General features: G+C 49.4%; 23 protein-coding genes. 20 read left to right on the forward strand and 3 right to left on the reverse strand.

Annotated elements, in window-relative coordinates; translation table 11 throughout:
• The first annotated feature begins 150 nt into the window (after positions 1 to 150).
• The 6 genes from MKX51_RS08345 (at position 151) to MKX51_RS08370 (ending at position 5,054) form a co-directional block, all read left to right on the forward strand.
• Entirely contained in the window at positions 151 to 450 is a 300-nt protein-coding gene (locus MKX51_RS08345) for a WXG100 family type VII secretion target (protein ID WP_076079049.1), read from the forward strand.
• A gap of 110 nt (positions 451 to 560) precedes the next feature.
• A complete protein-coding gene (locus MKX51_RS08350; RefSeq protein ID WP_340992028.1) occupies positions 561 to 2,309 on the forward strand; it encodes a deaminase domain-containing protein in 1,749 nt (582 codons plus the stop codon).
• 16 nt (positions 2,310 to 2,325) lie between these two features.
• The gene (locus tag MKX51_RS08355) at positions 2,326 to 2,658 is read left to right on the forward strand and encodes a hypothetical protein (RefSeq protein ID WP_340992029.1); all 333 of its coding nucleotides are present in this window, start codon (positions 2,326 to 2,328) and stop codon (positions 2,656 to 2,658) included.
• Positions 2,659 to 2,826: 168 nt separating this feature from the next.
• Positions 2,827 to 3,240, forward strand: coding sequence for a hypothetical protein (locus MKX51_RS08360; RefSeq protein WP_340992030.1), 414 nt, complete (start codon positions 2,827 to 2,829; stop codon positions 3,238 to 3,240).
• A 256-nt stretch (positions 3,241 to 3,496) separates the two neighbouring features.
• On the forward strand, positions 3,497 to 4,345 hold the full coding sequence (locus tag MKX51_RS08365; RefSeq protein WP_340992031.1) for an Imm3 family immunity protein: 849 nt from the start codon (positions 3,497 to 3,499) through the stop codon (positions 4,343 to 4,345).
• A gap of 103 nt (positions 4,346 to 4,448) precedes the next feature.
• On the forward strand, positions 4,449 to 5,054 hold the full coding sequence (locus MKX51_RS08370) for a DUF1349 domain-containing protein (RefSeq protein ID WP_340992032.1): 606 nt from the start codon (positions 4,449 to 4,451) through the stop codon (positions 5,052 to 5,054).
• Positions 5,055 to 5,094: 40 nt separating this feature from the next.
• Here the strand turns inward: MKX51_RS08370 and MKX51_RS08375 are convergent, their stop codons facing one another.
• The gene (locus MKX51_RS08375; RefSeq protein ID WP_340992033.1) at positions 5,095 to 5,640 is read right to left on the reverse strand and encodes a hypothetical protein; all 546 of its coding nucleotides are present in this window, start codon (positions 5,638 to 5,640) and stop codon (positions 5,095 to 5,097) included.
• 122 nt (positions 5,641 to 5,762) lie between these two features.
• On the opposite strand from MKX51_RS08375, the gene MKX51_RS08380 reads away from it, so the two are divergent.
• The 14 genes from MKX51_RS08380 to MKX51_RS08445 all read left to right on the forward strand — a co-directional run bounded on the left by MKX51_RS08380 (position 5,763) and on the right by MKX51_RS08445 (position 22,129).
• Entirely contained in the window at positions 5,763 to 6,362 is a 600-nt protein-coding gene (locus MKX51_RS08380; RefSeq protein ID WP_340992034.1) for a TetR/AcrR family transcriptional regulator, read from the forward strand.
• 107 nt (positions 6,363 to 6,469) lie between these two features.
• Positions 6,470 to 7,408, forward strand: a complete 939-nt coding sequence (locus MKX51_RS08385) for an aldo/keto reductase family protein (protein WP_340992035.1) — start codon at positions 6,470 to 6,472, stop codon at positions 7,406 to 7,408.
• A gap of 18 nt (positions 7,409 to 7,426) precedes the next feature.
• Complete coding sequence (locus MKX51_RS08390) at positions 7,427 to 8,449, forward strand: SDR family oxidoreductase (protein WP_340992036.1); 1,023 nt, start codon at positions 7,427 to 7,429, stop codon at positions 8,447 to 8,449.
• A 186-nt stretch (positions 8,450 to 8,635) separates the two neighbouring features.
• Positions 8,636 to 9,376 (forward strand): MerR family transcriptional regulator, encoded by a 741-nt coding sequence (locus MKX51_RS08395; RefSeq protein ID WP_340992037.1) that lies wholly within the window; start codon positions 8,636 to 8,638, stop codon positions 9,374 to 9,376.
• Positions 9,377 to 9,379: 3 nt separating this feature from the next.
• Positions 9,380 to 9,988 carry a CPBP family intramembrane glutamic endopeptidase gene (locus tag MKX51_RS08400; RefSeq protein WP_340992038.1) on the forward strand — a complete coding sequence of 203 codons (609 nt, stop codon included), beginning with the start codon at positions 9,380 to 9,382 and terminating at the stop codon, positions 9,986 to 9,988.
• A gap of 96 nt (positions 9,989 to 10,084) precedes the next feature.
• Positions 10,085 to 10,744, forward strand: a complete 660-nt coding sequence (locus MKX51_RS08405; protein WP_340942326.1) for a class I SAM-dependent methyltransferase — start codon at positions 10,085 to 10,087, stop codon at positions 10,742 to 10,744.
• 80 nt (positions 10,745 to 10,824) lie between these two features.
• Positions 10,825 to 11,289, forward strand: a complete 465-nt coding sequence (locus tag MKX51_RS08410) for a DUF1877 family protein (protein WP_340992039.1) — start codon at positions 10,825 to 10,827, stop codon at positions 11,287 to 11,289.
• 69 nt (positions 11,290 to 11,358) lie between these two features.
• On the forward strand, positions 11,359 to 12,363 hold the full coding sequence (locus tag MKX51_RS08415) for a CapA family protein (RefSeq protein ID WP_445322063.1): 1,005 nt from the start codon (positions 11,359 to 11,361) through the stop codon (positions 12,361 to 12,363).
• A 274-nt stretch (positions 12,364 to 12,637) separates the two neighbouring features.
• Complete coding sequence (locus tag MKX51_RS08420) at positions 12,638 to 14,359, forward strand: sensor histidine kinase (protein ID WP_340992041.1); 1,722 nt, start codon at positions 12,638 to 12,640, stop codon at positions 14,357 to 14,359.
• Between the two features lie 37 nt (positions 14,360 to 14,396).
• Positions 14,397 to 15,956 (forward strand): response regulator, encoded by a 1,560-nt coding sequence (locus MKX51_RS08425; protein WP_340942316.1) that lies wholly within the window; start codon positions 14,397 to 14,399, stop codon positions 15,954 to 15,956.
• Positions 15,957 to 16,148: 192 nt separating this feature from the next.
• A complete protein-coding gene (locus tag MKX51_RS08430) occupies positions 16,149 to 17,075 on the forward strand; it encodes an ABC transporter permease (RefSeq protein ID WP_340942315.1) in 927 nt (308 codons plus the stop codon).
• A gap of 19 nt (positions 17,076 to 17,094) precedes the next feature.
• Positions 17,095 to 18,024: a carbohydrate ABC transporter permease gene (locus MKX51_RS08435; RefSeq protein ID WP_340942314.1), complete on the forward strand. Its 930-nt coding sequence runs from the start codon at positions 17,095 to 17,097 to the stop codon at positions 18,022 to 18,024.
• Positions 18,025 to 18,093: 69 nt separating this feature from the next.
• The gene (locus tag MKX51_RS08440) at positions 18,094 to 19,665 is read left to right on the forward strand and encodes a DUF3502 domain-containing protein (RefSeq protein WP_445322064.1); all 1,572 of its coding nucleotides are present in this window, start codon (positions 18,094 to 18,096) and stop codon (positions 19,663 to 19,665) included.
• A 109-nt stretch (positions 19,666 to 19,774) separates the two neighbouring features.
• Positions 19,775 to 22,129: a beta-galactosidase gene (locus MKX51_RS08445; RefSeq protein WP_340992043.1), complete on the forward strand. Its 2,355-nt coding sequence runs from the start codon at positions 19,775 to 19,777 to the stop codon at positions 22,127 to 22,129.
• 712 nt (positions 22,130 to 22,841) lie between these two features.
• Here the strand turns inward: MKX51_RS08445 and MKX51_RS08450 are convergent.
• Both MKX51_RS08450 and MKX51_RS08455 read right to left on the reverse strand, forming a co-directional pair.
• A complete protein-coding gene (locus MKX51_RS08450) occupies positions 22,842 to 23,678 on the reverse strand; it encodes a carbohydrate ABC transporter permease (protein ID WP_076079033.1) in 837 nt (278 codons plus the stop codon).
• Complete coding sequence (locus tag MKX51_RS08455; protein ID WP_340992044.1) at positions 23,678 to 24,568, reverse strand: carbohydrate ABC transporter permease; 891 nt, start codon at positions 24,566 to 24,568, stop codon at positions 23,678 to 23,680. The genes MKX51_RS08450 and MKX51_RS08455 overlap by 1 nt, the downstream gene beginning before the upstream one ends.
• Positions 24,569 to 24,720 lie beyond the last annotated feature (152 nt).

Here is a 24,720-nt window from a genome sequence, read left to right on the forward strand (position 1 = left end):
GGGATTATATATAAGATTATTGAGTCCATTGACCGATAATAATGGAAGAGCACACGGATGCTATATTAATGAATTTGGAATTTCTCATAGAGTTACAGGACTTTCCGGATTCATTTTTATATAAAACATTAATCAAAGGAGCGGTTAATTATGGCAAGCCCTAAAGTAACATTGGACTATGAAGGATTGAAGAAGCAGGCAAGCGTTATCCTGAAGCAAAAGGCGGATTTCGACACCTTAATTAAAAACGTAAAAACTACCACGCAGAATCTTAATCAGGTATGGGATGACGCTGCTGCCAAGAATTTCACAGAAAAGGTTAATGCTATGGACAAAACGTTCAAGCAATTCTCCGAGGCACTGAAGGGTTTAGGAGATCACATGAACAATGTATCCGATAAGTACAAAGAGCTGTCGCAGGCAGTCATTAAGGCACAATCCGGCTTCTAAAAAGGTTTCGTTAATACCCATACTCCATGAGCTTTACTACATAAGAAGACAATTAGCTATGCAGAACGCTGCATAGCTAATTTTATGAGCTGCAAGCGGGGAGGAAGCATATGGCTTCAGCAAAGCTTATATTCGATACCGATCAAGTCCGGCGACTGCAGACGAAAATAGGACAGGTGAGCCAGGATACGAACCGGCTGTATCTGCAGTTGAAAGGCCAGTCTAGCGGCTGGAGCGGTATTCCAGTGGGAGACCACCTGATGAAAGCCCAGGTGCTGATAAACGAATTAACCGTAGAAGCAGAGAAGCTGGAGGATATTATCCGAACTGCCCTTAGGGGTGTCGAAGGACTTCAGGAGGAGAATACACGAAATGCGGCCCAGTTGACCCAGCAGTTTAGTTTATTTGCAGGGATGCTTGGAAGGGATGGAGCACAAGAGGTGGGGGGACGGAGTTCAATCCCGCCTTTTGTGCAAAATGCGGCTACGAATCTAATCCGTTCGTTCGCTGTCCTGCCGGGACGGGATGAGCTGGATAGCGATCCTGCGGTGAGACAGCTCCGGTTGACCCTCCAAGCCTCAGGGCCGGGAAGCCTCGGAGCTATTACTGCTGAGAGTAAGCTAAAGGATATCTTCACAGCGCGGGATCAGATTGCGCAGGCACAAATGGCTTTTAAAGTCTACGAGAGCTTTGGGAACAAGAGTCAGATGAATGCAGTGCATCTGAAGGCAGAAGAAGCGCGCCAGACACTGGCTTCGCTGGGGATAGATGAAGTGCACTATACAGCGGGTAAAGACCTGAGTATGTACTTCAAGCAACCGGCGCTTCAGGCATGTGACTACGATCCGTCCATCCTAACAAAGAATGTGCCGCTGCCGAAGAATGAATCTTATCTGCTGCTGCTGCGGATGGCTATGGAGCCTGGAGATAAAGGCGGGTGGGCGAAAGGACAGTTGCAGGCTATTCATGCAGGAGGTATCATGCCAGACTTGACGAATTGGGAGAGCCAGCCGGCCAAAAAGGATTTTATAGATAAATACCTGGTGGACCCGCTCATTGAACTATTTACAGGAGAGAAACCGCAGCCCAAGACGCAACTGGAGCAAGTCCTCTCCGCCCAATTCTATGGTATGCAAATCGAGCAGCAATTCGTACTCAGTGATCTATCCAGCGAGTTCGAATCCGTCTTGCGTGGAGCAGCCAGTGCAGACCGGATTAGTGAAGTCTTCGGGACGGGAACCGTTAATGTGAAGACCGGAACGCCAAAGAACAGACAAATAGAACCTGAGGCTGGAATAACTGGAAACTCTTTTGGTAAGATAAAAGCGTTGGATGAGTTAGAAGTTAAAAACCCCGCGAAATCTTTGCTGGATGATTTCGATCCTGGGTTTAAAGGGGTTGGGGATTTTGCTTACGTTCAAAAAGTTGAACTGTTCCAAGTGAGAACACAGGCAATTCGAAATACATTGTCAAATAAATATAAGAATTACGGTAATGTTGCGGTGGCGGATGTGAATATAACCGGGCTTAAAACAGAGTTTAAAGCACATAGTAGGATTCATCAGGATAATCATGATGGATTTTCTTCAGTAACAGGGGAAGGCCAATTTCCTGCAAAATCAGTGAACCAAAAAGGAGAAGTAGACGGGGAAGGAGCTTTTCCAAGGAATAATGATACAGAGCGAAAAATTTTAGAAGATATAGCACATCAATTAGGGAATAACAAGCAAACTAAAGGTCAAATTGATTTATACACAGAATTACCAGCTTGTAGAAGTTGTTCCGATATTATTATAAAATTCAGACAAGAGTACCCTAATATTAAATTGAATGTTTACTCTGGTGAATTTAAAAATTAGATGGGGAGCGGGATCGATGTTAAGTAATTATAAAGAACTTGAACAGTTTATTACAGAAGATTTTGAAGAATTTTTGGAGGAAGGTTTATCATTATCGCAAGTAACAGAAAAATTGCTTGTTGAATATCATCGTGGAATCGTAAGGAGTAACGTTGAAAAACTAGTTGTTTATTTGACAGTTGCTCTTCTTTCTCTTGAAAAAAATTATCTTAGAGAAGATATACAAAGTGAATTAAATAGTATTATTGATATTTCCTCCACAACATTAAAGCAAGAATTAGCAACTGAGGATGCTAAGAAGGTTTTGCAGGATATCGAAAAATATAAACAGAGATCGATGAATGGGTAGAGGAAGGGAAACACATGAAAGATTGGAGTTACAAAGAACTCAGAGAATACATTTGGAAATTGATGTAATCAAAGTTGGTGATAATCTTACAAGCGGTTACCCAACAGGCAAGATAAAAGCATCACGCCCATCAGGTTTTTAATTTATAAATTAATTGGAGACATCAAAATGTACAAAGAACTAGATAACCTTTTATGTGCTGATACAACAGTAGATTCTTGGTACGATGATGGCTGTGTCATTACAAGCGAGATACTCTCGGATTTTGATCCAAGGGATTGGGATGAATTGTCTAATCAAGTGCTTAGTAAACCAATAGATTGGCAGAGGAAATTAGCATACTGTTTGGATAATGAATGCAATGTATATGAACTTAATATTCTACTGTCATTGCTCGCTATAAATGATGAGGAATTATTCGAGATATGCATTGATACACTGCGGAGTTATACAGATCAAGACGGTAAAAAAATGATATTGGATAACCAGGAGATATTTAAACGGGTGAACGATCTATTACTCACTGCTAACCTACCAGTAAAAAAAATCCTTCAAGATTTTCTTGCAAAAATTCATTTGTGATTTTATGATAATCTGCCTATTTTTGTTGTCTTTGCAATAATCGCCTCCCAGCAAGATCACAAGCTATTTAAATTCTATGTGAAGAATTATTAATCAAATACAATCCCAATGAGTTATCAGGATTGGTCAAGAGGAGGTTCAATAGTTATCCGCTTTAAAATTTGTAAATGAGCGAGGTGACGTTAGGCAAGTTGATTATAATTCAAAGATTGAGAGTTAAAGATATGCTTGAGAGTAAGACTTTGAGGTGGAAAATTTGAAAACCAATCTTGAACAAGCCAAAGAAAGAATTTTGGGAATTGACTGGAAAATTGTGTCAGTAGATAAACCGTCACATGTGATCCTGGTAACGGAATTTATCAGAAGAGGTAATATGTTTTTGGATTTTAACTCCAAAGATAATAATAGACGTGCTGTATTTAATGCTTCCGAAATCATTGATTTTAGGATGCCTGATAGCATAAAAGAGGAAAATAGTAGATTGTTAAGTGTTCAGTTAGACTGGACTACAGAATATCTTTGCGATTTTTACCTTGAATGGGCATATGCGATGGACAAAGAAGTACTTATCGCTCATCAATTTCATGATCTTTATGACCCAATTATTAAGTTGTTTGAGAGAGGGGGAAGAATTAGTTATCATCATAATGAGTTAATATGTGGAAATCATGCATGGGGGCGTAGCTCTGGAGCAATAACGCGGGATATTCCTCCACAAGACATAAGTGATGAAGCTTTAGACAGAATTGACGATGATAACGGTGAACATATGAAAGAATGGAATTATACAGAACTTAGTGAATACATACGTGAAGTTTTTAATAATTCAATAAGTGATGGACTAAATACTCTCCAAGCAGGAGGGAGATGCTTGTATGAGTTATCCAATGTTATAGAGGAGGGAGAAGTTGAGAAAATTATATTTTATGTTTGCCTAGCAGATTTACAAATTGATAAAGGTGTAGTCTCACAACGAATCCTCGATGAAGTGAATAATATTATTAAGGATTTTAATATTGATAAATTCGCCAATGAGTTAGAGACGGAAGATATTGAGGATTTGAGCAGACTTGCTCATAAAGTGAAGGGTAAGCTATGTATTTAATTGATGCAAAAAAACGAATAAATAGTATAAACTAGGATTTAGCTTAGGATAGAAATATAATAGAAATATATTTTGAATTTCCCAAAAACAGGAGGACTACCAAATGACCAAGACTGATTTCGCAACGTATCAATGGATGAATGAGGGGAACATCCGGTTTGAGGATGACAGTATTATATTACAAGCCACTGCTAACAGTGATTTTTTCTGCAACAACGGGGCGGTTGCGGAAGAAGGGCTGACGCCTGAGAGTCTGACCAACGCGCCGTTCTTTTATACAGAAGTATCCGGGGATTTCGTGCTGCGGGTGAAGGTGAGTCATGACTTCCGGGACACGTACGATTCTTCTTCCATTATGGTGATGCAGGACCTGTCGGTCTGGGCCAAAGCTTGTTTTGAACTGACGGATTTCGATACCCACGCAGTGGTCAGCGTAGTTACGAACCAGACCTCGGATGATGCGAATGGCTGTAACATTGACGGCAATGAGGTATGGCTGCAAGCCGCCAGATCCGGGAATGCCTTTGCTTTTCATTATTCGATTGACGGCGTACGGTTTGATATGATGCGGTTCTTTACTCTTCCGGTGGGAGACACAGTCAAGGTTGGGTTATTGGCGCAGGCCCCTACTGGCGATGGCGGGGATAGAATATACAAGCATTTCTCACTGGAACAGCGGACGGTGAAAAATATAAGAGCCGGCGTATAAGCCGGCTTTCTTCCGTTGAACCAGCCGCTCCGGCCGGAGCTTAGCTCGAACCTTTGGCCTGTCTGGGCCAGATGAAATAGGTAACAGTGATGATCAGGTCAATGCCGACCACGACGGACCATACGGTCAGGATACTTAACAGCGCCTTCGTGCGGGCGGCATCGTCGATCCACAATATCAATCCATACAGAATACCAGCAGCGAGCACAAAAGAGAGCAAGTGCTTCACCCAGCCCTTGAAATAATGCCTGGCATGGTCCATGCCGTAACGCTTGGCCGGCTTCGCCCCTTGCTTGGTAACATAGTAGCGGAAGCGTTCGTCGGCCCAAGCGATCATGCTTTTACCGAATATAAGGGAAATGGAAATATACACGGCTGCAAGCGCATGTGCTGTCGTAGCAGTAGCGCCTCGTGCCAAATCCACGCCGGAGATCATTAACAGCAGGATATCGAGGACCGGAGTCATCGCCAGGAAAATCAGCCCCAGTGTAGGACGCTTGAAGATATAACGCGCTGTAAAGCCTGCAAGAATAACCACCCAGAACAATACCTCACAGGTAACAATCGCCCATGCAACCAGATTCATATCGCACCCCTTGTTATAGTTGATAGTAAGTATAGCCTAGTCGAAGTATAACAGCGGATTTTAAATAATACAACCGTATTATTTAAATTGTGCTATCATTTCGGGTATGCTACAATGTGGTCATGCCAAAAATTGTAGATCATTCCGAACGAAAATCGAATATTGCCGAAGCCACCTGGCGGGTCATTATCCGGCAGGGAATCAAAGGGGCAACAGTGCGAAATATTGCTGCCGAGGCGGGCGTATCCTTGGGCGCGCTGCGCCATTATTTCTCTACCCAGCAGGAATTACTGGAGTTTGCTATGAATCTGGTGAAGGAGCGCGTAACAGCGAGAATTGTGGACATTATGCAGTCGGAGCTTCCTCTACGGGAGCAGATTATGCGGGTGCTGCTGGAACTGATCCCCACCGACGACAGCAGCATGGCTGAGATGGAGGTATGGTTCGCCTTTACCTTCCATCTCAAGACTGCCGGGGAGATGCCTGCTGAGCTTAATGATGCGATCTATCCGCTGACTGTCCAAATTATTGACTATCTGAATCAGCAGGGGCTCCTCAAGCCGGGGCTGGATAAGGACGATGAGGCCGAGCGGCTGTATGCCCTGATTGACGGCCTGGCCCTTCATGCCATGCTTGAGCCTGACCGGATGAATAAACAACGTGTGACCCGGGTGCTGAATGTTCACCTGGAGTCTATCTGCAGAAGTGGAGTGGAACGGTAGATCCGTCCGCTCCACTTTCTATTTCTACCAATTTGTTCTAGAATGAATAGGTGCATATAGCAACCGGTTGGCGGGACCCGCCGGATTCAGAGAGGAGCAAGGGATTAATGAAATACCGCAGATTAGGTGGAACCGGACTGAAGGTCAGTGAGATCAGCCTGGGAAGCTGGTTGACCTACGGAGGATATGTGGAACAGGACAATGCCGTTAAGGCCATTGAAACCGCTTACTCCCTGGGCATTAATTTTTTTGATACCGCGAATGTCTATGAGAAGGGGGCGGCGGAAAAGGTGCTGGGAGCTACCCTAAGCAGCTATCCGCGCGAATCCTACGTGCTGGCGACCAAGGTGTTCGGGGTAATGGGCGACGGTCCCAATGACCGCGGCCTGTCCCGGAAGCATATTACCGAGCAATGCCACGCCAGCCTGAAGCGGCTGGGTGCTGAATATGTAGATTTGCTCTACTGTCACCGGTATGATTCGGAGACCCCGATCGAAGAGACACTGCGGGCGCTGGATGATCTGGTCCGTCAGGGCAAGGTGCTCTATGTGGGAGTCAGTGAATGGACGGCGGCGCAGATGACCGAAGCTCTTGCGGTTGCCGACCGTTATCTGCTGGATCATATCGTGGTCAATCAGCCGGTCTATAATATGTTTGAACGTTATATCGAGAAGGAGATTATCCCGCTTGGGCAGCGCAAGGGAATCGGACAAGTCGTATTCTCCCCGCTTGCTCAAGGTCTGCTGACCGGCAAATACAGCTCGGTCTCCGAGATTCCGGCAGACAGCCGGGCTGCCCGGATCGACTGGATGCGCAAAGGAATTACGGAGGAGAAGCTTACGAAGGTTCAGGAGCTGGGCAAGATTGCGGCTGAACTGGATATCTCTGTAGGCAATCTGGCGCTGGCCTGGATTCTGCGCCAGCCTAATGTATCGAGTGCCCTGGTCGGTGCTAGCCGCCCTGAGCAGGTGGAGGAGAATGTGAAGGCTTCCGGCATCGAGCTGAATGAGGGTATACTGACACGGATTGATGAAATTATCGGTTAAGAGAGAGGGAGGATACAGATGAAGGTTCTATTTATCGGAGGTACGGGGCTTATCAGTCAGGCGGTTTCCCGGCTGGCAGTGGAACGGGGAATAGAACTGTATCTGTTCAACCGTGGAGAGCGCAGCAGCTTCGTGCCGCAGGGCGCACAGGTGATACACGGTGATATCCGGGACAAGGAGCAGGCCGCCGAGGCGTTGAAGGGGTATGACTTCGATGTTGTAGTCGACTGGATTGCCTTCACGTCGGAGCATGTGCAGACGGATATTGACCTGTTCACAGGCAAGACGCGGCAATATATCTATATCAGCTCGGCTTCCGCGTATCAGAAGCCGCAGCGTAATTATCTGATTACCGAAGAGACTCCGCTGGTGAACCCCTACTGGCAGTATTCCCGGGACAAGATTGCTTCCGAGGAGCTGCTTCTGGAAGCGTACCAGAGCAGCGGCTTCCCGGTGACGATTGTCCGTCCCTCCCATACTTACGGAGATACAGCCATTCCGGCGGCGCTGACCAGCTGGAGCCATCCATGGTCCCTGGTAGAACGCATCCGCAAGGGACAGCCGCTCGTCATTCATGGCGATGGCACCTCGCTTTGGACATTGACGCATAATACGGATTTTGCCAAAGGCTTCGTTGGTCTCCTGGGACTCCAGGAGGCGATTGGAGAAGCGGTTCATATTACCTCGGATGAGGTGCTGAACTGGAATCAGATCTATGCGGCCATCGGGGAGGCAGCCGGCCGTGAGCCGAAGGTTGTACACATGTCTACGGACTTCATCGCTGCGAATACTCCGGCCGGAACCGCAGACGGGCTGATCGGGGATCAGGCGGTCAGCAGTGTGTTCGACAACAGCAAGATCAAACGACTGGTGCCTGACTTCCAGGCTACCCTGCCGTTCGCGGAAGGGGTGAAGCGGTCGGTGGCCTGGTTCGAAGCCAGGCCGGAACGCTGCACCTCAGACCATGACTGGTCCAAGATGCTGGACGGATTGATCGCTAAGCACGGAGTTGATGCGAAGCTTCTCAGCTATTATGTATAAGTAGATATTACAGATACAAGTCCTATAGATTACGCTGAGCAGGTGCTGTCCGTTAACGGATAGCGCCTGTTTCGCTTGCGGATCAATTAACCCTGAATATTAGGGATTGAGTAGGACGTTACGTCACAGTTTATAATAAAAACACGGTGCTTATAAATTTAGAACGGTAATACCTGGGGGGATTATATGGAGCTTACGGTGGGCAAATTCGCCAGCGCAGTCAACACGACGATAAGGACACTTAGATATTATGAGAAAATCGGGCTTCTTGTTCCTGCAAAGAAAAACGACGCTAATCAGAAAATTTATGCCAGAGATGACCTCAAGAAATTCTATAACATACAGTTGCTCAAGAGTATGGGCTGGCCGCTAATCGAAATCAAACAAATGCTTGAAGAGACCGCATATTCTTTTGGAGAAATCGTTGGAATGCAGGAGGCTGTGCTTCTGGATAAGCGAAATACAATAAACGAATCCTTGAAAATGATAGCCCGAATTAAGAATGTAATGAATGAAACGGGCGATTTAAGCAATGAAGATCTGATGTTGCTCATGAATACGATCCGGTTAGAAGAAGATCAAAGAATGATTTTACAACAATACTTCTCTGCAACCACGGTAGATAAAATCATCCCCCAAAACAAACGGCAACAGCAAGCCTTCGATCGATTAAACAAGAGGTTATTGTCTTTTTTTCAGGCTTCCCTTCACAGCGGACTGCGTCCTGATAGTCAAGAGGTACAACGAGAGCTAGAGGAACTGTTTGCCCTTATTCCGGTATCTAGGAACGAGCTTTTTCATTTAGACCGGCCCTTGGACAAACCATCGGAGGTTTTTAATGCTTTGTTGCCTGATGATATGGCTGAATTTTTCGGTGAAGCGATTCAGGTCTTTTATAACAACCAGTTTGAGGGAATGGGGGAATAGAAATTGGGTGAATTCAATGCCCGGCAGCATAATCAATGGTTGGTCCAAATGGTGTTAGGTTTAGTGCCGTTTCTGGTTTTAGGCTTAGCACTCATTGCAATTTTCCGGTGGGGTGAAATCACTCCCTATGTGAAATCCTTATTTGTTCCAAGCGGGATGTCTTTTCTTGAAGTTACCTTGCTGGGTCTGATCGTCGGTACGATTGTAGTGCTTATCTCTGTGGGACTTATCATAAAAACCAAAACGGTGCTTCCGCAGTCGGAAAGTACGGAGCATATACGTAATATCATGAGAACTCCAAGCGGCATTGCCGTCAGTTCACTGGGGGGAGGAATGGTTGAAGAGTTTTTCTTCAGAGGAGTATTAATCGGATTGTTTATCGGTTATAGTCCTATCCTTGATGGAATTGTAATCTGCATAAGTACTTTTTTATTTTGGATTATTCATATCCCGCAGTATAAAGGAGTGTATTTGGCTTACGGATTAGTATTTATCAATGGCCTAGTATTTGCTGTATTGTTCTATTTTACGGATTCATTGATTTCTTCCATCCTCGCCCATGCTATTTATAATCTGGGTATAGGGATCTACTTTACGCAGCTTACCAAATAATCTGTATGTCAGGCTGCTGCGAGGTTATAGCATGAAACCGGGATTCGTGAATATACTCTGACTACCGAAATCCCCACGAGTAAAGGAGTCCTGGCCATGCCGACACATCCTTACGTCTCCCGTTTTTTTGTGAATACCGATGCACGCCGTGACAAGCTGGTTTATGATTTGCCGGAAGCCTGGTGGAGCCGTCCGTATGAATACGAATGGTGTACCCATTTCATCTCACCGCATGATGTGGTACTGGACGCAGCCTGCGGAATTTCACACCCGCTCAAATTCTATCTTGCCGAGCATAGCGCTGAGGTCTATGCCTGTGATAAGGATGCCCGGATTCTGTCGCATGAAGCGATGATGCAGAATATCGCCGAGGATATCGGAGCAGCTGCAGCCCGTCAGGTGGAGGCCGGACCTGTGAACAGGCTACACTTGGCCCAGGCTGATCTGACCTCACTGCCTTATGAGGATGAGAGCTTTGATACGGTTTTTTGTATCTCGGTGCTGGAGCATCTGTCTGTGCAGGAAGCGGTCCTGGCCGTCCGTGAGTTTCATAGAACGCTTAACGGAGAAGGACTGCTGGTGCTGACCTTTGATCATCCGACGGTCAACCTGCCGCGGATGAATGAGATTCTGCTCCAGGCTGGATTTCAGTATTGGGGCGAGACGGATTTCAATCTTCCGGCAGATGCCGTGCGTACAGACCAGTGGGGCGGCCTGAGCTGCTTCCGGGCAGTGCTGAAGAAGGCGCAAATCTAGCAAAATTCATCCATCATTTGGTTGTTTCCTTCCCTTGTAGTAGAATAGCTTCAAGGCAGAAGAAAGAAGGAGACAATCTCATGGGGATGATCGGCAATTACCTGGATGTACATGCTGAATTGCTTCAGTCGATCCGGACGGAAGAAGTGAGCCTGCACGAAATCGGGCCCAAGCTGGATATCGATAAGTCCTGGCAAGCCCTGCATTATATACTGAATGGCGGACAGGAAGGCAATTCTTCGCCCCTGGGCGCTGCTGTCCCTCTGACCAGTCATTATATCGGTCACTATTCGGATGCCGAGGTGTTCGCCCTGGAACCGGATGAGGTGAAGCTGACTGCAGAGGCTCTGGAGGGAATAGAAGAAGCCTGGCTAAGGGAACACTACCCTTTCCGGCAGATGATGGAGGAAGGAGTCTACCCCCTTATGGAGGAGGATGAGGCGGAAGAATTCTTTGATTATATCTATACGTATTTCAAGGCCATCCGAGAGTTCTACCAGCAGGCAAGCGCGAGTGCATCCTGCGTTGTGTTCTATATTTCCTAGTCACAGTCATTATTATATTACATTAGAAAAAGGAGCTAGAGAACTTTGCGCAGATATGCTGTTATATTCATGATTCTGCTTCTGCTGGTCCCTGCCGCGGGGATAAGCGCCAAGGGGGCTGCCCCGCAGGAGGAGATCCGCCTTACGTTTGCCGGGGATATTCTGCTGGACGGCTTTGTCGGCGACCAGATTGCCAAGTATGGCGTAGATTTCCCGTTCGCCAAGGTAGCACCTATGCTACAGAAGGCCGATCTTGCTTTTGCCAATCTGGAGACTCCAGTCTCGGTGCGCGGGACTGCAGCCAGCAAGACGTTCGCCTTCCGTTCCAAGCCGGCAGCACTCGCGGGATTAAGCAAAGCGGGGATTGACGGTGTCACCATAGCTAATAACCATATTCTGGATTACGGCCGGACCGCGATGCTGGACACGCTGATTCATCTGGATAAGAACAATATTGGACACACCGGTGCAGGTGCCAATATGGATGAAGCCTTCAAACCTTATGTCAAGACCGTCAAGGGCAAGCGGATCGCCGTTCTGGGTACAAGCCGTGTGCTGTCTGACCCTTCCTGGTATGCAGGCAAGAACAGCCCGGGAGCTGCCTCAGCCTATACGGCAGAGCCGCTGCTGAGTGCGATTAAGAAGTCTGCCAAGGATAATGATTATACGGTTGTATATATTCACTGGAATCAGGAATTCAAGGATTACCCGGAAGCGTATGCCCGGAAGCTGGCCAAGCAGATGATCGACAGCGGGGCAGATATCATCCTTGGCGCGCACAGTCATTGTCTGATGGGTATTGAATATTACAAGCATAAGCCGATCTATTATTCACTGGGTAACTTTGTATTCAACCGTTCTACACGGGGCGGAGACAAGACCCTGCATTCCATGCTGGTTAATTTCACCATTAACCCGTCAGGGGTGACCAGCAGCATTACTCCGGTCAAAATCATTGGCGGCCAGCCGAATTTCATGGGGGATGCCTACAATAAAGAGACCATCAAGAAGCTGAACCAGCTCTCCTTCAATGCGAAGATTGCAGCGAGCGGGGCAGTCAGTGAGAAGCTGTGAAATAAGCCGCGTAACAGTTCTTATCAATGAATCTGTATGATCGATCTCTTACAGCCCGGGGAGCCGCTTCCTAATCCTCCTTGGGCTGTTTTGCGTTTTCCCGGTATTCTTCATTTTGTGCTATTCATTCTTAGCATTGTGCTAACAGCGCGGAGTGAATCTGCTCTACAATATGAATATTAGTTCTGCCAAGAGGGATGACGCAGAAGTGGTGCTGCGGTCCGTTTCGGAATAGAATAGCTATAACGAATTCCATGCAGAGGATGTCCAGTGAATGATGCCCAAGCTTAAGAAGTACATGCCTTTCACCTATAAAATGATGATTCCTTATCTGCTGCTGGTTCTCCTCACGGATGTGTTCATCGGCTATATCTCCTATTCCATGCTGACGGATTCCAGGACAGAGATGGCCGAGTCCAACATCCGCACAGGCATGGAGCAGTCGAGGAACAATATCCGCTATCAGATGGATGAAATACAGCGGATGTCGGACAACCTGTTCGGCAGCCAGCCGTTCCAGCGTGCGCTTGAGCTGAAGGGGACGCCGTTTGAGATCTATCTGACGATGCTTGACGAGATTATACCCCAGATTACCGCGCCGCTGCAGTTGTTCGGGAACAAGATCCGCTTCATGCTCTACACCCCGAACCCAGATCTGAACATTGTGTCCGGGGATAATCTGGATGAGCCGATCATTACCAGCGATTACTATATACTGCCACTGAATGATATTGCCGGCAGTGAATGGTACCGGTCGCTCAAGGATTCCAAGCGTGATAATCTGTGGCTGCAGATTGATACGGACCAGAAGCTGGGCAACCTCTCACATGTGCGCAGACTCGTCAACTTCAGTGATTACAAGTCGCTGATCGGTTATGTGCGGATTACGGTATCGCTGGAGGACCTGTTCGGCGGCTTCGACACCTTCCCGCTGGAGGAAGGAATTACGCTGCGGCTGGTGGAGGAGAGCACCGGGGACGTTCTGTTCCAGCGGGGGCCTGCCAATAACAGCAGCGGAGAGGAGAATTTCCTCAGGCTGCAGGAACAGATTCCGGGCAGTAACTTCATGATTGAAGCGATGGTTCCGCATAAATATCTGACCCAGGATGCCGGACGCCTGCGCCGTGTGATTATCGCGGTCTGCAGTCTGAGCTTCCTGGTGATGACCTTGATCGGTTATGTTGTGGCACGGATATCGGGACGCAAAATGAGCCGGATCGTAGGTCTGGTGCGTTCCTTCCAGGACGGGAACTTCCAGAAGCGCATCCGCTTCTCCGGCAATGATGAATTCGTGCAGATCGCAGATTCCTTCAATGATATGGCCTCCAACATCCAGGGGCTGATCAACAGCGTGTATGTGCAGGGAATCCAGAAGAAGCAGGCGGAGCTGGAAGCCCTGCAGGCACAGATCAATCCGCATTTTCTATATAATACGCTCTCTACGATCAGCAGCTTGGCCAATCTTGGCGAGATCGGCAAGGTCACGGAGATGGTCCAGGGGCTGTCCCGGTTCTACCGGCTGACGCTCAATCAGGGCAATGTCTATATTGAACTGGAGAAGGAGCTGGACCAGGTGGCTACTTACTTGGAGATCCAGCGGGTCAAATATGCGGATGCCTTCACGCTGCACGTGGATGTGGACGAGGAGATTCTGCATATGCAGGTGATTAAGCTGCTGCTTCAGCCTTTTGTCGAGAATATATTCAAGCACGCCTGGTTCGGGGAGACCATCGCCATCCGGCTGACCGGCAAGCGGGTGGGGGACAATATTGAGCTCAAGGTAATCGATAACGGGATTGGCATGCGTCCTGAAGTGGTTAAGCGTATGATGCAGGGGCCGGGCCAGTCAGGCGGTTACGGTGTGAAAAATGTGGATGAGCGGATCAAGCTCAGATACGGCGATGCTTACGGGGTGAGCATTGCCAGCTTCTATGGAGGCGGGACAACCGTGCGGCTGCTGCTTCCCGCCGGACTTCAGGGACATGAAGAGCTGTAAGACAGACGCTGTATAAGTACAGGAGGACAAGATTGCGATGAGTATCAATGTATTGCTGGTTGACGATGAAGCGATTGATCTGGAATGGCTGCGGCGCAGAGTGCTGGCCAGCCCGCTGGATCTTGCAGTGGTAGGAACGGCGAACAGCGGCTTCAATGCGCTTAAGATCATGGAACAGGAGCGGGTGGATATCATCCTGTCCGATATACGGATGCCCATTATGACGGGGACGGAATTCGCGCGCCGGGCGAAGGTAATCCATCCAAAGGTCAAAATTGTCTTCATCAGCGGCCATGAGGATTTCAGCTATGCCAAGGAAGCGATTGAGATCAATGCCTCAGGTTATTTATTGAAGCCTGTGGAAGACAAGGATCTCTACGACATGCTGGAATCTCTGTCTGCTGCTCTGGAGCAGGAACGGGAGAAGAACCGCTCCTTCACAGAGGCACTGTCTCTGGTGAACAAGGAGCTGATTCTGCGCTGGTTCGAGGATGCATCACCTGAGCCGGCGGAGCAGCATCTGCGCAGTGCCCTGAATCCGCTGCTCATGAAGGGGGCGGCTGCAGCAATTATTGAGATCGATGATCTGGAATGGAAAATGCGCGACCTGTCTGAGGAGGATGCGCGTGTCAAGACGCGGCAGATGGCCGGACTGATTAGAGCATTCGTAGAGAGCACCCAGCTGGGAACACTGATCCCCGTCCATCATCACCGGTTCGTCATTCTGTGCAGCCTTCCGCAGGACAGCTTCCTCAGTCTGCTGGACGAGCTGATTAAGCAGATGGCCGGGAGCTCACCCTGCACCTTAACCATCGGGGTCGGGCGCTACGCCCAGGATGAGGCGGGGCTGCATGAATCCTATCAGCAGGCAACGGCTGCACTCAGTGCGAAGTGGCTGCTGGGCAAGAACCGGCTGATCCGCGATAATCTGGAGTCCTCCCCGCGCGGGACGCCGGGGGCAAGGATTGAACAGACCGTTGTGCAGCTGCTGGAGGCTATCATCCAGTACGATCTGGTGGCGATTGACGATCATCTGCTGGAGCTGTTCACGAATGCCGGCAAGAAGGATGTCTATGAGCTGATTATCCGGATCACCTCCAAGCTGCATGCGGACCTGCAGCAGCAGAATGAGAATCTGTATGAGCTGCTCCAGTGGGAGTCCCATCAGCCGGACATCCTGTTCCAGTTCGAGACAATTCACGATATCCTGTCGTGGATGAGGCGGAGATTCTTCGAGCTGTCGGAGCTGCTGTATGTGAAGCGGCAGCGGCAGAAGCGCAAGCTGATCGACGAGATTATGAATTATGTGGAGGAGAATCTGGAGAAGAAGATCACGCTGAAGGAGGTAGCCGCCCACTTCGACTTCACCCCGAATTATCTGGGCTTCCTGTTCAAGGAAGAGTATGGGGTTCCCTTCAGCGAGTATGTTAACGAACGCAAGACAGGCAGAGTGTTCGAGCTGCTCGGTGATCCAACGCTTAAGATCTATGAGATAGCCGAACGGATGGGCTATAAGAATATTATCTATTTCAACCGGCAGTTCAAGCAGATCACCGGCATGACGCCTGGGGAATACCGCAAGAAGCAGAAAATCTAAGTTGATGATTACCAAACGTTGCCAGTCCTGATTTCCAAATCAGAGGCAACGTTTTTTGTTTTTTTGGAAAGTATATATTTAAACGGATCGTTGAAAAAGTATTACTTTTAGTTGATAGCCCTAATCCACACCGGAAGGACGCTTATTTATAATAAGGCTATAGAGAAATGGGAATGGGAAAGGGGATTCAAGATGAAACAGAAACAACACGGATTCTGGGATGACGTCAAGAAATACAGATCCTTGCTTCTTATGCTGACACCGGCAGTATTGTTCTTTCTGCTATTTGCTTATCTGCCCATGTCGGGCATAGTGCTGGCATTCAAGCAATTTGATTATACGGGCGGGGTATTCGGCAGTCCGTGGAACGGGCTGGATAACTTCAAATTCTTCATAGATTCCGGTGACGCCTGGCGCGTAACCCGAAATACAGCGCTATATAATATCGCATTCATCGTTGTGAACAACGTCCTTCAGATCTTCGCAGCGATCCTGCTGTTCGAGGTAGCGGGCAAATGGTTCCGCAAGCTGACCCAAACGGTATTGTTCCTGCCTTATTTCATCTCCTGGGTTGTTGTGGGCGCGATTGCGTACAATCTGTTCAACTTCGATGTAGGTACGGTCAATGTGCTGCTGAAGGGACTGGGGATGCAGCCAATCGATATTTATAATACGGCAGCCTACTGGCCGTTCATTCTGGTCGTCGTATCTGCGTGGAAGACACTGGGTTACGGAACGATCATGTATCTGGCCGCGATTACCAGCATTGACACCGAGATGTATGAAGCCGCTGAAATTGACGGCGCGAATATATTCCAGCGTATTATGAAAATTACGGTTCCGAACCTGATGCCGACCGTCATCATTCTGGTGCTGCTGGCGATCGGTAATATCTTCCGCGGAGACTTCGGGATGTTCTACAATATGGTCGGCAACAACGGCCTGCTGTTCTCATCCACAGACGTAATCGACACCTTCGTCTTCCGCTCGCTGACCACATCCAATGAAATCGGAATGTCTGCGGCAGCCGGCTTCTACCAATCTCTGCTCGGCTTCGCAACTATCATGCTGGCCAACTATGCAGTACGCCGATACGACAAGGATCGCGCTCTATTCTAGGACAAGGAGGTAATGCCCGATGAGTTCAACCACTGCTAATATTCAATCACCGGAAGTACGCAGAAAGTCTGCAGGCCGGGACAAAATGGTACTATCCATAATCGGATACGTAACCCTAACGGTACTGGCTATCTTCTGTATCTTCCCGTTCATTCTGGTGATCTCTTCCTCTCTGAGTGAAGAGAGCGCGATTATCGAGAAAGGGTTCCAGATCTTCCCGACCGCCTTCTCGACAGAGGCGTACAGCCTGCTGTTCAAGTATCCGGCTGAGATGCTCAGAGCGTATGGCGTGACGATCTCCGTTACAGCCATCGGTACTATTGTCGGATTGTTCCTGACGTCAATGACAGCCTACGTGCTGTCCCGGAGAGATTTCAAATGGCGCAGCCGCTTCTCCTTCTTCTTCTTCTTCACTACATTGTTCAGCGGCGGTCTGGTTCCATGGTATCTGATGATCATCAACTATCTGCATCTGAAGGATACGCTTCTGGTACTGATTCTGCCGATGATGATGAACGTCTTCTATATTATTGTCATGAAGTCCTTCATGAGCAGCATCCCGGATGCGATTACAGAATCTGCCAAAATTGACGGAGCCGGCGATTTCCGGATCTTCATGCAGCTGATTGTGCCGTTGTCCAAGCCCGCCCTGGCGACCATTGGTCTGTTCATTGCCTTGGCCTACTGGAATGACTGGTATAACGCATTGCTCTTCATCTCCAAGTCGGAGCTGATGCCGCTGCAGTATTATCTCTACAAAATGTTAGGCAATATGGATGGAATGCGTAAGGCGATGATGGCTTCCGGTGCGGTGGTCAACACGGACCTGCCAACCGAAAGTCTGAAGATGGCCATGACGATTGTGGCTACAGGGCCGATCCTGCTGGCGTATCCGTTCATCCAGAAGTATTTTGTAACAGGACTTACGATTGGCGCAGTCAAAGGATGATCACAGGGTAACCTGGTTATCAATAAAAGACTTAAGCAACTATTACTTAAGGGGGAAATATCGGTCATGATGAACAAGAAAAAGAAACTGACAGTAACGCTTGCAACAATGATGGCGCTTGGAACGGTCCTCAGTGCCTGCGGCGGCAATAATAACGCTAACACAGGAGCGGAGGCCACTAAGGCTCCGGCGGCATCGGAAGGCGCAACAAATTCCGGCGCTCCGGACACCTCCAAAGAAGTGAAGCTCAAAATGATTCTGCTTGGGCCACAGCCCGGGGATTATGACAAGGTCTTCGGAGAGCTGAACACCAAGCTAAAGGAAAAAATCAATGCTACTGTAGAAACCGAATTCCTCGACTGGTCTGACTGGACCCAGAAATACCCGCTGAAATTCGCAGCGAATGAAGACTTCGATCTCGTATATACAGCGAACTGGGCCTTCTATAACGATCAGGCGCTGAAGGGCGGATTCCTGGAGCTAACGGATGATATGCTGACCAAATACATGCCACAGACCTGGGAAGCGATGCCGAAAGTGAACTGGCAGCAAGCCAAGGTGGACGGCAAACTCTACATGGTTCCTAACAACAATGTTGAAGTAACCGACAAAGTGGTGCTGTACCGTGAGGATCTGCGCAAAAAGCATAACCTGCCGGAAATCAACAGTCCTGAATCGTACGCGACTTACTTGAAGGCGATTGCCAAGGACGAAAAAGGGATTACTGCCTATGGAGCCAAGCCGGCGGACGGCTGGAAATTCCATGAGCTGGATCAGACGCTGCTGGAGCAGAACAACAACTTCAACCTGGTAGATGCAAGTCTGCTGCCGCTGGCGTACAAGCTGGATGATGCATCCGGTAAAGTCTTCAATATCTATGACACACCGGAATTCACTTCCCTGCTTCAATATTACAAAGACCTGGCCGATAACGGTGCGTGGTCGAAGAACGTAGTCAGCAACAAAAACGATGTATGGCAGGATGTGAAAGCAGGCAAGGTATCCTCCTATGCACACAATCTGGGTACTGTAGCTGCTAACCTGGCTGAAATGCGCCGTGACAAACCGGATGTGGAGCTGGGCATTGCCGACCTTACGCCGGACAAGAAGAAAATTGCTGCGATCTCGACGCAGAACGGGATGTCGGTTCATGCAACCTCCAAGAATCCTGAGCGCGCACTGATGCTGCTCGATCTGCTGCAGAATGACAAGGAAATTCACGACTTGACTATGTACGGCATCGCCGGAAGCAACTACAATCCGGAAGGTGACAAGAAATTCACAGCTGGTCCTGCTGCTGCTAACTACACGGGCTTCTCGAACTGGGGCTGGAACTCCCCGCTGAACCGTCAGGATGCAGCGTATCCTAAGGAAGCGGACGATATGTTCAACACTTGGCAGTCCAGCATCTATCACTTCCCGCTGGAAACCTTCGTCTTCGACACTACGCCAGTGAAGAACGAAGTGGCTAACATCGGTAACGTGATGCTGCGTTATGCGATTCCGCTGGAGTATGGACTGATCGATGATCTGGCGAAAGGCCAGGCAGACCTGATCAAGCAGCTGAAATCAGCTGGTCTGGATAAGGTGCAGACTGAAATGCAGAAACAAATCGATGATTTCCTTGCAGCGCAAAAATAACAGAATAAGCTTACGGGCTGCTCCAAAGCAATAGCTTTGGGGCAGTTTTTGTGAAATTATAGGTATAGGTTATATACGGATCATACATTATGGCAAAGGAGCAATTTCAATGAAATATACGATTCAGGCCCTAAGGGCCGCCAAAGAGATCTACCCATCCACCCTGCGTCTGGGCGGGAGCAATCCCCAAGGGGATGAGATCCGCTTCACGAATTATTATATGGAGATCAGCGGCAAGCCTTATTTCGCCATCTGCGGTGAATTCCATTATTCACGGTATCCCGAAGCGGATTGGGGGAGTGAAATCGCCAAGATGAAGCTGTCCGGCATCAATGTGGTGGCGACCTATATCTTCTGGAATCATCATGAAGAGGTGGAAGGGGAATTCGAATGGGCGGGCAACCGCAATCTCCGGAGATTCGTGGAGCTGTGCCGGGATAATGGCCTATACGTCATCCTGCGTGTCGGTCCGTTCTGTCATGGCGAGGTCCGTAACGGCGGACTGCCGGACTGGCTGTTCGGCCGGGAATTCGATGTGCGCTCCAATGACGAGGGCTACCTGAAGTATGTGAACCGCCTGTTCAAGGAGATCGGCAATCAGGCCGATGGGCTGATGTTCAAGGATGGCGGACCGGTGATTGGAATTCAGCTGGAGAATGAGCTGAATGCTGCGGCCGCTCTCTGGGAAGAGACCGCCAAGCAGGGTGACGAATATCTCAGCGGCGGAGCGAGCGGTGAAGCGGGATCAGAGCATATGCGTCTGCTTAAGCAGTATGCGGTGGATTCCGGTCTGATCGCTCCGATCTATACCAGCACCGGCTGGGGCGAGGCGCCGTTCCTGGAGGATGAGGTGCTTCCGCTCTACGGAGGGTATGCCTATACTCCGTGGAGCATCAGTGACCCGAATCAGGTACAGAAGCCGACGCCGGAATACGTATTCGTGAACTTCCATGATGACAAGGCGCCGGGCGGCGAATTCAATCCGCCGTATGCGCGGACGAAATACCCGTTCGCCTGCTGTGAGATGGGCGGCGGGATGCAGACCTGGTATCTGTCCCGGTTCCAGGTGGAGCCGGAAAGTGTCATCGCCATGACCTTAATGAAGCTTGCCGGAGGCTGCAACTTCATCGGGTATTATATGTTCCATGGCGGAACCAATCCGGTGGGAAGAACGGGATACCTGAATGAAAGCACTACGCCGAAGCTGACCTATGACTTCCAGGCGCCGATTGGTGAATTCGGCCAGATCCGTGAGTCAAATCACCTGCTTCGTCCGCTTCATTATTTCCTGCGCCGGTTCGCAGACCGGCTTGCACCGATGGCAACTGTGCTTCCTGAAGGGGCAGAAGCAGTTACGCCGGAGGATGCGCACACACTGCGTTATGCAGTCCGCACGGACGGCAAGGCTGGCTTCCTGTTCGTCAATAATTATCAGGACCATGTGGAGATGGATACGCACGAGGAGGTTGTGTTTGCGGTAGAACTGGGAGAGGAGACGCTACGCTTCCCGCAGCGCAGCAAGCTGACGGTTCAGCCCAAGGCTTCCTTCCTGCTGCCGTTCAACTTCGCGCTGGATGGTCTTAATCTTAAGGCTGCCACGGCCCAGCCTGTTACGGCTATTGAAACGGAGGAAGCAGCCACCTACTTCTTCTCTATGCCAGAGGGCGTCGACGCTGAGTTCCAGATTGACGCAGATGCCGGTATTCTGGAGGTGAGCGCGGAGACCGGAGACGTAGCAGAGAATGGCGGCTATAATGTGCTGATTCCGCATGACCAATCCTCCATGATCGTAATCAGACGAGACGGAGCGCGAGAAGTCCGTATCTACGCAATGAGTGCCTCTGAAGCCGCGACTCTGTGGGAGCTTGAGGAGAACGGCTGCAGCCGCATCATCTTCTCACCGGCTCCTCCGGTTCAGACCCCGGGCGGATTGGAATTCATCAGCCAGGGACATCATGCATTCACATTCCGTGAATACACAGGCGGAGCAGAGACGGCAACGCAGTGGAATACGGCACAGGCTGATGCTACGGTCAGCGGACGTAAAGAGGACTGGTTCCAGGCTTATGAGGTACAGGTACCGCAGAAGGAAATCACGGTTACGATGCGCCGGATTCAGGACCACAAGGTTGTCCTCCAGTTACCTGAGGAAATCCTGGAGAGCACGGAAGAAGTCCTGCTGAGCATTGATTATACAGGGAATGTGGGCTATGCCTTCGCTGCCGGGCAGCTGTTCCACGACCATTTCTATAACGGCTTGCCGTGGGAGATCGGCCTATCCCGGTTCCGGGAGGTACTGCGCCGGGGCGAGATCGTTCTGGAAACGACACCTCGCCGGACAGGTGCTGTTAAGCTGGCCGACGATGCCGCCATGGCTGTGGAGAAGGTATTCGAGGGCGAAGCCGTTGCCGTGTTCCATAGTGTGACCGCTACGCCGGTGTACCGGATCGGGCTTAGACGGTAAAGAAGTAACTAAGTAACTTCATCGCCCCATGGCCCATTCGCCCCCGTGGACCATCCGCCCCGTGGACCATCGTCCCATGGACATCGCCCCATTGCTTTCGCAGGGAGGCTGGTGCGGTACTTCGCGGTTCTATGCGGACTGGGAGGCCCTTATTAGTCCTGAAAAGGCTGGATTCGCCGAACTTGCGGACTCAGAAGACCTTAAGCTGCTTATTTGCAGTCATTGCAGGCCCGAAATTGCAAAATAAGTGCTTCTGAGTCCGCAGGCGCGAAAAACAGGGCAATATCAGCGAAATAAGGTCATCTGAGTCCGCATCTCCTGGGGGAATCCGGGATGGGTGGCAGGTGGTGCGTAGATTTTGCTAATTCAGAAGTGACTGCGAACGTCTAATTTTTAAGTTGGTTGGAAATTTTTTTGAATTTGGTTGTGAACTACTTATTGTTTTATAAAACGATTCAAGGGTGAAGGAGCGGAGGGGATTTTGGAACTGGAGGAGCGAATAGCGTCCGCCTTTAGGTTTGATTTCTACTGCGGCCAGCAGTTTGAATCGGGAAATCCAAACCTAACACAGCGGCCGGAAGTCCAAAATCACCGCAGTGACGTTTAGACCCGCAATCAAAACAGAAACAGGCACGGCCCAAGCGAATTCGCTCAGGCCGTGCCTTTCTTTATTTCCAGCTGGTAAAAGAGAAGGGAGAGGCGCAGGTTAGCATCACCCCTTAACCGCCCCAGCTACAACGCCCTTCACAATGTATTTCTGCAGGAAGATGAATACCACGATCGAAGGAAGCACTGCCATTACCATAGCGGTCATGGCATACTGCCAGTCCGAGGTATACTGGCCCACGAAGGTGTAAGCCGCCAGCGTTAACGTCTTCGTCTCCGGCGAACCATTGACCATCAATAGCGGGAGCAGGAAGTCATTCCAGATCCACATGACATCGATGATGACAATAGTCGTGGTGACCGATTTCAGCAGCGGGAAGATCACGCTGAAGAACAGGCGGAAGCCGGAAGCGCCGTCAATCGTCGCACTCTCGTCAATCTCTGTCGGGATACCCTTCACGAAGCCGTGATAGATGAACACCGCCAGCGGAGCGCCGAAGCCCCAATACAGCAGACCCAGTCCCCAGGTGCTCTCCGACAGGTTGAGGTTCTTGGCGGTCTGGAGGACCGTGAGCATGATCGACTGGAACGGGATCAGCATCGGCATAATGCACAGGAAGTACAGGACACCGCTCCATCTGGTCTTGGTCCGGGCCAGCTTATAGGCGGCGATGGAGGAGATGAATACAATACCGAGCAGGCCGACACCGGTAATGATGAAGTTGTTCAGGAACAGACGCGGATAGTTGATGAACTCCCAGACATAGGCGTAGTTGCTGAAGGTCAGCTTCTGCGGGAGGGCGATGACATCGGTCATGACCTCGCCGAAGCTTTTGAGCGAATTGATGATGGTTAGAAACAGCGGATACAGGAATAGCAGAGACAAGAGGACCAGAATAACCTCCAGGATGATCTTGCCTGCCTTGTTGTGTTTGGTTGTCATTAGGCCTCTACCTCTCTCCGTTTGAAGACGGTCAGCTGGATGATCGTCACGACAAGCACAGCCAGGAACAGGATAAGCGCTTTCGCCGTGCCGTAGCCGTACAGATTGTTCTGGAACGTATCCCTGTAGATATCATAAGCAATACTGTAAGTAGTTCCGCCGGGACCGCCGCCGGTCAGCGACAGGATGACGTCGAACACCTTGATTGAATTGGTGAGCGCCATGAACACAGAGATCGTGATCGATGGGGCAAGCAGCGGCAGCGTAATGCTGAAGAATCGTCTCAGCGGTCCGGCACCGTCTACTGTAGCGGCTTCCTTGAGATCCTCAGGCACGGACTGCAGACCGGCAATGTAGATGACCAGATAGAACCCGATCGACTGCCAGATGGATACACCCAGGATGGAGATGAAGGCCAGTCCCGGTGTCCCGAGCCAGCTTAAGTCGAAGATCGCCCAGCCGGTACTCTCGCCCAGCGAGTTGAAGCCCTGCATGAAGATGAATTTCCAAATGAAGCCGACAATGACCAGACTGAGGATATAAGGGATGAAGAAGGCCGCTCTCAGCCAGGAGGTGCTTCTCAGCTTCATGTCCAGCAGCACGGCCAGCAGAATCGCCAGCACATTGACTATGACAATGTAGAGTACTGCATATTTAATCGTGAACCAGGCGGCATCGGAGAAGTTGGTATCGCCCGAGAAGATCTGCTTGAAATTATCCAGCCCGACGAACTTGGGGTGCTTGGAGATCCCGTTCCACTTGGTCATCGAATAGCGGATGGTCATGGCGAAGGGGATATAGAAGGCAACAGCGATACAGATCAGAACCGGGAGAGTAAAGATTCCGAATTCGAATTTCTCACGCCATTGTTTTCCGAGTGTTTTTAACATGGATGCACCTCTTCTTGAGTTATAGGGTGGGAGTATTAGGCCTGGCTTGCCACACTTAACCATTCCGGTTAGTCTATATTGTGTATTATAGAGCAGACCCGGATCGTCAAAAATGGATTTAAGAGTACAGTTAAGGGTAAAAAGGTGAACGG

This window comes from Paenibacillus sp. FSL M7-0420, assembly GCF_038002345.1.
In the GTDB taxonomy this organism is placed as follows: Bacteria; Bacillota; Bacilli; order Paenibacillales; family Paenibacillaceae; genus Paenibacillus_AQ.